Genomic DNA, 6,998 nt, shown 5'->3' with positions numbered 1-6,998 from the left:
TAAGCGGAGAAGAGCCCTTTAGGTAATCCGCATAATGCACATCACATGCGGTCTCGTTCGCATCGCCGGAGTTTTGCCCGCGAAGCGATAAAGAGTGATTAAGGGGGAAAGCACCACGATAAGAGACTGCTGGTGGAATACGCTCTACGCCTGCCATTAACGGCCCCATGCCTTCACGAAAACAAGCTTCACCGCCGACAGATATTGCATCCAGTGACGCACCATGGAAGGAATCCCACAATGACACTACTTTGAAGTTGTTAGTGACATGTCGAGCCAGCTTGAGTGCCATACCGATAACCGATGTACCACCTGGCGCAAACAAAACACGGTTTAAATCGCCACCGCAGATCTGTGTCAGCTTTTCAGCGCACTGAACCGCAGTTTCATTGGTAAAGCGACGCGGTGAAAACGGCAATGACGCCATTTGCTGAGTCACTTTATTAATGATGTGTGGGTGACCATAACCCAACTGATGAACGTTGTTACCGTGAAAGTCCATGTACTTCTTGCCAGTCGCATCTTGAATGTAGATGCCCTCTGCGGCTTCAAGTGTGTCTAGGCAAGGCGTTGACATCGCTTGATGGAGAAACACGTCAGAGTCACGCTTTAACATCGCTTGAGTCGCATCATCGTCTAGCGATTCGTTCCATTTCTCACGCGCTGGCGTGGTGTTCACATCGCCTTCGCTTCGAAAGTGTGTTGCTTGTAGAAGCTGCTCTTGATTAGTCGTCGTCATTATTTGATGTCCCAGTACATAGCGTTTCTCACTGCGCCGATTAGGGCTTCAATATCAGACGGGTACACTTCACCGATATTGCCGATACGGAAGCAGTCTGCGTTTGAAACCTTGCCCGGATAAATCACAAACCCTTGTTCTTTCAGACGGTCATAGAATTCCTTGAATTGGTAATCGCTATGAGTTGGAGAGTAGAAAGAGGTGATGATAGGTGAGTGAAGATCATCATTGAGTAACGGTTCAAAACCAAGAGAGCGCATGCCAGCAACCAATGTGGTTTGGTTAGTTTGGTAGCGATTGTGACGAGCTTCGATTCCGCCTTCTTGTTCTAATTCAAGCAGGGCTTGGTAAAAAGCGCGCACTGTGTGAGTCGGAGAGGTGAAGCGCCATTTACCATGGTTGCTTTCCATGCAGTGCCATTGGTCAAACAGATCAAGGCTTAATGAGCGAGCTTGGCCTTTACACTTCTCGAGATCCGATTGCTTAGCAATAACAAAGCCGAACCCCGGTACACCTTGAATACACTTATTTGCTGAGCTGATCATGTAATCGATACCCAAGTCAGCAATGTCCATAGGGATACCGCCAAAGCTCGACATCGCGTCAAGAATGATGGTTTTGTTGTGCTGTTTTGCCAATTTGGCAATCTCTTCAATTGGATTCAGCATGCCGGTAGTGGTCTCACAGTGCACAATTGCCACGTGAGTAATGTCTGAATCCATGGCCAATGCCGTTTCCATTTCGTTCAAGTCAGGCTGTGATGTTTCACCTGGGGAAACGACATGGCATGGAATGTTTAAATATTCTGCGATTTGAGCAATACGAGCACCATACGCACCGTTATCAACAACTAGAAGTTTACCGCTGTTAGAGATAACACTACCAATCGTTGCTTCAACTGAAGCCGTACCGCTACCTTGCATTAATACGCTTGTGTAGCCCGGTTGCTTGGTGGCTAAAGTCACTAGCTTGCTACGAATCACTTCAACAACGTCTTTGTTGTATTCATCATCCCAAGTACACCAATCTTTTAGCATCGCTTGGCGAACGGTTTCAGAAGTAGATAGAGGGCCTGGTGTCAGCAGTAAGTATTCGTTTCTCATGTTCAATTCTCGTGATTGTCATTTTGGACTATACCAATATTTAGGGCTACTTTAACAACCAATTTAAACGGTCGTAAATAGCCCAAACATCATTTTCACAAAAGCTTCATATTCAAATCTGTCACTTATCTTGAGAAAGCTATCGATCTTGAAACTGCCATTTTTTGTTCATTTAACCGTCACAAAAGTCGATTAGGTTAATACTCGCTATCTGGTACATACCAAGTTGTGTGTGCTAACAACCTAAATGAATTTATGGATATAGGTGCCTTTTTTAAGGCCTCTAACTTCTAACCTTGGCATTGGGCCTGACTGGAGAAAATGATGAAAAACCGTTTTATGAAAGGATCACTTGCAGCATTAGTTACTCTATTAGCTGGTAATGCTTATGCAGCACAGGAAGTGACGGTTTACACCGCTTTTGAAACTGACATTTTAGCGAAATACAAAAACGCATTTGAAAGTGAAAACCCAGACATCAACATCAAATGGGTGCGTGATTCTACCGGGATCATGACGGCGAAATTATTGGCTGAGAAAAACAACCCTCGTGCAGAAGTAGTATGGGGTCTTGCGGGTTCTTCTATGGCTTTGCTTAAAGAAGAGGGCATTCTCAAGCCTTACACACCTCAAGGTGTAGAAGCGTTGCGTGCAAACCTTAACGACCCGCAATCTACTCAAGCTTGGTACGGCAATGACGCATTCTTCAATGCAGTTTGTTTCAACGAAGTGGTTGCCAAACAACTTAACTTACCTGCACCTAAATCTTGGGATGACCTAACGAAGCCTATCTATAAAGGCCACATTGCGATGCCAAACCCAGCGTCTTCTGGTACGGGCTACATGCAGGTTTCAGCTTGGTTACAGAACATGGGTGAAGATCAAGGTTGGAACTACATGCAGAAGCTAGATCAAAATATTGCTCACTACACGCACTCAGGTTCGAAGCCATGTGTTCAAGCGGGTATGGGTGAAGTGGCGATCGGTATTTCTATGGCGAGCCGCGGTGCGAAGCTAAAAACTCAAGGTGCGCCACTTTCTGTGATTACGCCCGAAGGTATCGGTTGGGAATCTGAAGCGGTAGGTCTTGTTAAGCCTTCGGATGCAGCGCAACGAGTTATCGATTGGTCTATCTCTAAAGCAGCGAATGAACTTTACATCGAAATGTACCCAGTTGTTGGCCACCAAGATGTTACAGGTAAAGCCGAGAATTTCCCGAACGTAGAGAAGAACATGGCAAAAATGGACTTCGCTCGTATGGGCAGTGAACGTGCAGATGTTCTGAAAACATGGTCTGAGAAGTTTGACGCTAAATCAGAGCCAAAATCTTAATCTGTTGAGCTATTCAGTTAATTAATTATTGAGTTCATTAGAAGTTAGAAATCAGTAAAGGAAGGCTTCGGTCTTCCTTTTTTAGTTTTACGCCTTTAGGTTTTAAGTAAGGTACAACAAATGAAAAAGCACTACTCATATTGGTTCAAGCAAGCATTGGAACAAGAATTTGGCAGCATCAATGCGGGACTGGAATCCGCTAAACCGCTTCAAAAAGACGTTAACTGTGATATCGCCATTGTCGGCGGTGGTTACACTGGTTTATGGACGGCAATTTTAATCAAACAGCAACAGCCTCAAAAGCACGTTGTGGTGATTGAAAAAGGCTTGTGTGGCAGCGGCGCTTCTGGCGCGAACGGCGGGTGTATGTTGACGTGGTCGACTAAGTATCCAACGTTGAAAAAGCTCTACGGCAAAGAACAAGCAAAATGGTTGGTTAAGGAATCCGAAAAGGTCATTTACGAGATCGAAGCTTTCTGTAACGAACACGACATTGATGCGCATCTGTATCGAAGTGGCACTTATTACACGGCAACCAATCAAGCTCAAAAGGGTGGAATGGAGCCTGTCGTTAATGAGTTGATCAAGCAAGGCATCAATAGTTGGAAGAAGTGCGATCAGTCATTACCTGATAAAGCTGGGTCAGATCGTCATATTGAAGGTTATTACTCAGAGGCTGCTGGTAGTGTGCAACCGGCTTTATTAGCGAGAGGTTTACGTCGAGTCGCGCTCGAATTGGGTGTCGAGATTCACGAAAACACAGAGATGACTTCGCTCGATTACGGCTCTCCAGCTCGCATTCAAACTAAGGGCGGATCTGTCTTTGCCGATAAAGTGATTTTAGCGCTAAACGCGTGGATGCTCGATCACTTCAAAGAGTTCAAACGCAGTATTGTGGTTGTCTCGTCAGATATGGTTGTAACCAAGCCAATCCCAGAAAAACTCAAGCAGTTTGGCCCCGAAAAAGGAGCAGCTGTGGTGGATTCTCGAATCTTTGTTCATTACTACCGAGACACCCAAGATGGACGACTCATGTTGGGCAAAGGCGGCAATAAATTCTCGTTTGCGAATCAAGTCGAAAGCATGTTCAACCAAACCACCAATTATCTGCCGATTCTCAATCAATCATTCCAAAAGCTGTTCCCTAAACTGGAGCAAAGTGAGTTCGATTACAACTGGTCGGGCGGTTCAGATCGTTCCGTCACAGGATTGCCATTTTTCGGTAATCTAAAAGGCCAAAACAACATCTATTATGGACTCGGTTACTCAGGTAATGGTGTTGCTCAAACTCGTATGGGCGGAAAGATTCTGTCATCTATGGTGCTCGATATCGACAACGCTTGGACGTGTTGTGGGTTAACCAAAGGGCCGCTTGGGCATTTCCCACCTGAGCCATTCCGTTGGGTGGGCGCCATGATGGTTCGCGATGCAGTTCGAAGAAAAGAGAACGCGGAAGATTCTGGTAACACGCCTTTGTGGCTGGATAAGCAATTGGCAAAGCTCGCGGGTGCGGCAGGGAAAGCCGACAAGGTGAAGTAAATACGTGGTTTAGATTGATCATTACCAGTTAAGTCTAAGTCGTTTGGGAAGTAACAGTAGTTTGGAAGTAGCCGTAATTTTTTGAAGTAAGAATAGGTTTGAAACAAGGTTGGTTTTTAAGCAAGAGCTGAGTTCGAAGTGAAATTTGATTTGAAGTGAGAATTGATATGACGACCCCTCTGTATGTATTTGATCTAGAAGAAACACTCATGGACGGTAATAGTGCCATGATTTGGAACGAATTTTTGGTTGAGAAAGGCTTGGTTAATGATCCTAGTTTTTTGAACGAAGAACGCCGGTTGATGACGTTGTATGTTCAAGGGATTCTTAATGAAGAGGCTTATCTTACATTTGTTACTCGTCCACTCAGCAATAAAACACACCGAGAGGTGTGTGATTTATTAGAGGAGTGCATCGACCGCAAAGTTCTGAGCAAGATCTTCCCTCAAGTTATGCGTGAGAGCTGGTCGTCAAAAACACAAGATCAGCCGATGGTCATCTTATCTGCCGTTGTTTCATTCGTTCCTGCATGCGTGGCGAAAAGGCTCAATATTCCGAATGCGGTCGGAATTGAATTAACGGAAGAGTCTGGTCAATATACAGCTAAGATTTTAGGTCTGCCTAACCATCCATATGGGAAGTTCGTTGGCCTAAAAGAGTGGGCTAGGGATTACCATAGCACGTTTAGTCAGCAGCAAGGTTGCGACTCAATCAACGACTTACCACACTATGAATTGGCTGACCGCCCTCACTTAGTTAATCCACATGAGCGCTTAAGCACTCGAACAGATTCTATTCCGTGGTGTGCGGTGTACTGAGCTTAGCTTTGGTAGAAGCAAGAGGTAGAACCATAAGCAACCATTGATATTTGGCGGTGAAAAGTACATTGGCTTTCATCGTCGAATTTCTTTCATCGTCGAATCCCCTTAATTGTTAAATATCTTTTATTGTTAAATACCTCTCGAACGGCAACCCCTTTACTGTAACTTATTGAACATTCGAACATGTTTAACTCGCGTCATCCTCCGCCAGAATGAATTTTATTTCTGCAATATAACTGTCACTTAGCTTCTATAAATTTGTCACTCAACTGCAATATTCAAAGTTTAAATTTGGTATATACCATTTAAAGAGTGCTGTAGTATGAGCAACCAAACTTATTTGAATATTGAAAACGTTGTAAAGCAATTTGGCCAATTTACAGCGTTAAAAGACATCTCTCTATCGATCGATAAAGGTGAGTTCGTCTGTTTCCTTGGCCCATCTGGCTGCGGTAAAACGACACTACTACGTGCGATTGCAGGACTGGATTTACCGACCTCAGGTTCGATTGAGCAAAATGGAACGGATACGACGTTCCTACCTCCTGAGAAGCGCGATTTTGGCATCGTATTCCAATCTTATGCTCTGTTTCCTAATCTGACGGTAGAAGAGAACATCGCGATTGGTTTGAAGAACCAAGGGATGTCGACCAAAGAAGCGCTGGAAGCGGTAGAGTCTTGGTTAGAAACCATTGGCTTACCAACATCTGGCCAGAAATATCCGAATCAATTGTCTGGTGGACAACAGCAACGTGTTGCTCTCGCTCGTGCATTGGCTTTGTCTCCAGGTTTACTACTCCTCGATGAACCGCTCTCTGCGCTTGATGCGAAGGTCAGAACACATCTGCGTGATGAGATCTGTCAATTGCAGCGTAAGTTGGGCATCACCACCATCATGGTGACTCATGATCAAGATGAAGCCTTAACCATGGCCGATCGCATTGTAGTCATGAATCATGGTGTTATCGAACAAGTGGGTGCTCCGCAAGAAATCTATCAAAACCCAGTCAGCCGCTTTGTGGCTGAATTTGTTGGTAGCATGAACTTCATTCAAGCTTCTGTTGCTGCGAAAGGCAAAATGCGGATTGCAGAGTCGATGTTACCGTTGCCAGTTCTAGATAACATGACCCCAAAGCATGGCGATCGTTTTGATATCGCGGTGCGTCCAGAGCAAATTCAGTTTGTTGACCGTTTTAACGAGTCTTTGCCAGTCAGAATCGTATCGAGCGAGTTCCTAGGGGCTTTCTATCGAGTTGAGTGCGAATTACAACATGATTCAACGGCGAAAGAGATCATCGTTGATGTGTCAGTCAAAGAGTTCAATCGATTGAAACTGCGTCGCAGCGATATTCGTTACGTAGCGTTTGATGAAGAAGGCCTTAGAGCTTATCCCTCTGAAAGCTTACAAGCGATGAAAGACGAGGCTGCGTAACAATCATGGAATCGACTCAAATGATGCAATCT

General features: G+C 44.8%; 6 protein-coding genes. 4 read left to right on the top strand and 2 right to left on the bottom strand.

Annotation, left to right across the window (positions count from 1 at the left end; translation table 11 throughout):
- Together BCT49_RS01130 and phnW are read right to left on the bottom strand one after the other, a co-directional pair.
- The coding region (locus BCT49_RS01130; protein WP_133151627.1) for an aminotransferase class III-fold pyridoxal phosphate-dependent enzyme at positions 1–739 on the bottom strand (739 nt) is incomplete at its 3' end.
- Positions 739–1,842 (bottom strand): 2-aminoethylphosphonate--pyruvate transaminase, encoded by a 1,104-nt coding sequence (gene phnW / locus BCT49_RS01125; RefSeq protein ID WP_102433821.1) that lies wholly within the window; start codon positions 1,840–1,842, stop codon positions 739–741. The genes phnW and BCT49_RS01130, both read right to left, overlap by 1 nt.
- A gap of 321 nt (positions 1,843–2,163) precedes the next feature.
- Here phnW and BCT49_RS01120 point away from each other — a divergent pair, with 321 nt between their 5' ends.
- The 4 genes from BCT49_RS01120 (at position 2,164) to BCT49_RS01105 (ending at position 6,966) form a co-directional block, all read left to right on the top strand.
- Positions 2,164–3,174 (top strand): putative 2-aminoethylphosphonate ABC transporter substrate-binding protein, encoded by a 1,011-nt coding sequence (locus tag BCT49_RS01120; protein ID WP_017104203.1) that lies wholly within the window; start codon positions 2,164–2,166, stop codon positions 3,172–3,174.
- Positions 3,175–3,294: 120 nt separating this feature from the next.
- Entirely contained in the window at positions 3,295–4,713 is a 1,419-nt protein-coding gene (locus BCT49_RS01115) for an FAD-dependent oxidoreductase (protein WP_102433820.1), read from the top strand.
- 167 nt (positions 4,714–4,880) lie between these two features.
- Positions 4,881–5,531, top strand: a complete 651-nt coding sequence (locus BCT49_RS01110; RefSeq protein WP_102433819.1) for a haloacid dehalogenase-like hydrolase — start codon at positions 4,881–4,883, stop codon at positions 5,529–5,531.
- 325 nt (positions 5,532–5,856) lie between these two features.
- Positions 5,857–6,966: a putative 2-aminoethylphosphonate ABC transporter ATP-binding protein gene (locus BCT49_RS01105; RefSeq protein ID WP_102433818.1), complete on the top strand. Its 1,110-nt coding sequence runs from the start codon at positions 5,857–5,859 to the stop codon at positions 6,964–6,966.
- Positions 6,967–6,998: the final 32 nt, after the last annotated feature.

Origin of the sequence: Vibrio lentus, from assembly GCF_002875945.1 — a bacterium.
GTDB lineage: Bacteria > Pseudomonadota > Gammaproteobacteria > Enterobacterales > Vibrionaceae > Vibrio > Vibrio apostichopi.
This window is presented reverse-complemented; position numbering and strand designations above follow the sequence as displayed.

Bases quoted from the DNA above. Each gene is read 5' to 3' on its own strand.
- BCT49_RS01120 (WP_017104203.1), top strand. From the start codon at position 2,164: ATGATGAAAAACCGTTTTATGAAAGGATCACTTGCAGCATTAGTTACT.
- BCT49_RS01115 (WP_102433820.1), top strand. From the start codon at position 3,295: ATGAAAAAGCACTACTCATATTGGTTCAAGCAAGCATTGGAACAAGAA.
- BCT49_RS01105 (WP_102433818.1), top strand. From the start codon at position 5,857: ATGAGCAACCAAACTTATTTGAATATTGAAAACGTTGTAAAGCAATTT.
- BCT49_RS01110 (WP_102433819.1), top strand. From the start codon at position 4,881: ATGACGACCCCTCTGTATGTATTTGATCTAGAAGAAACACTCATGGAC.
- phnW (WP_102433821.1), bottom strand. From the start codon at position 1,842: ATGAGAAACGAATACTTACTGCTGACACCAGGCCCTCTATCTACTTCT.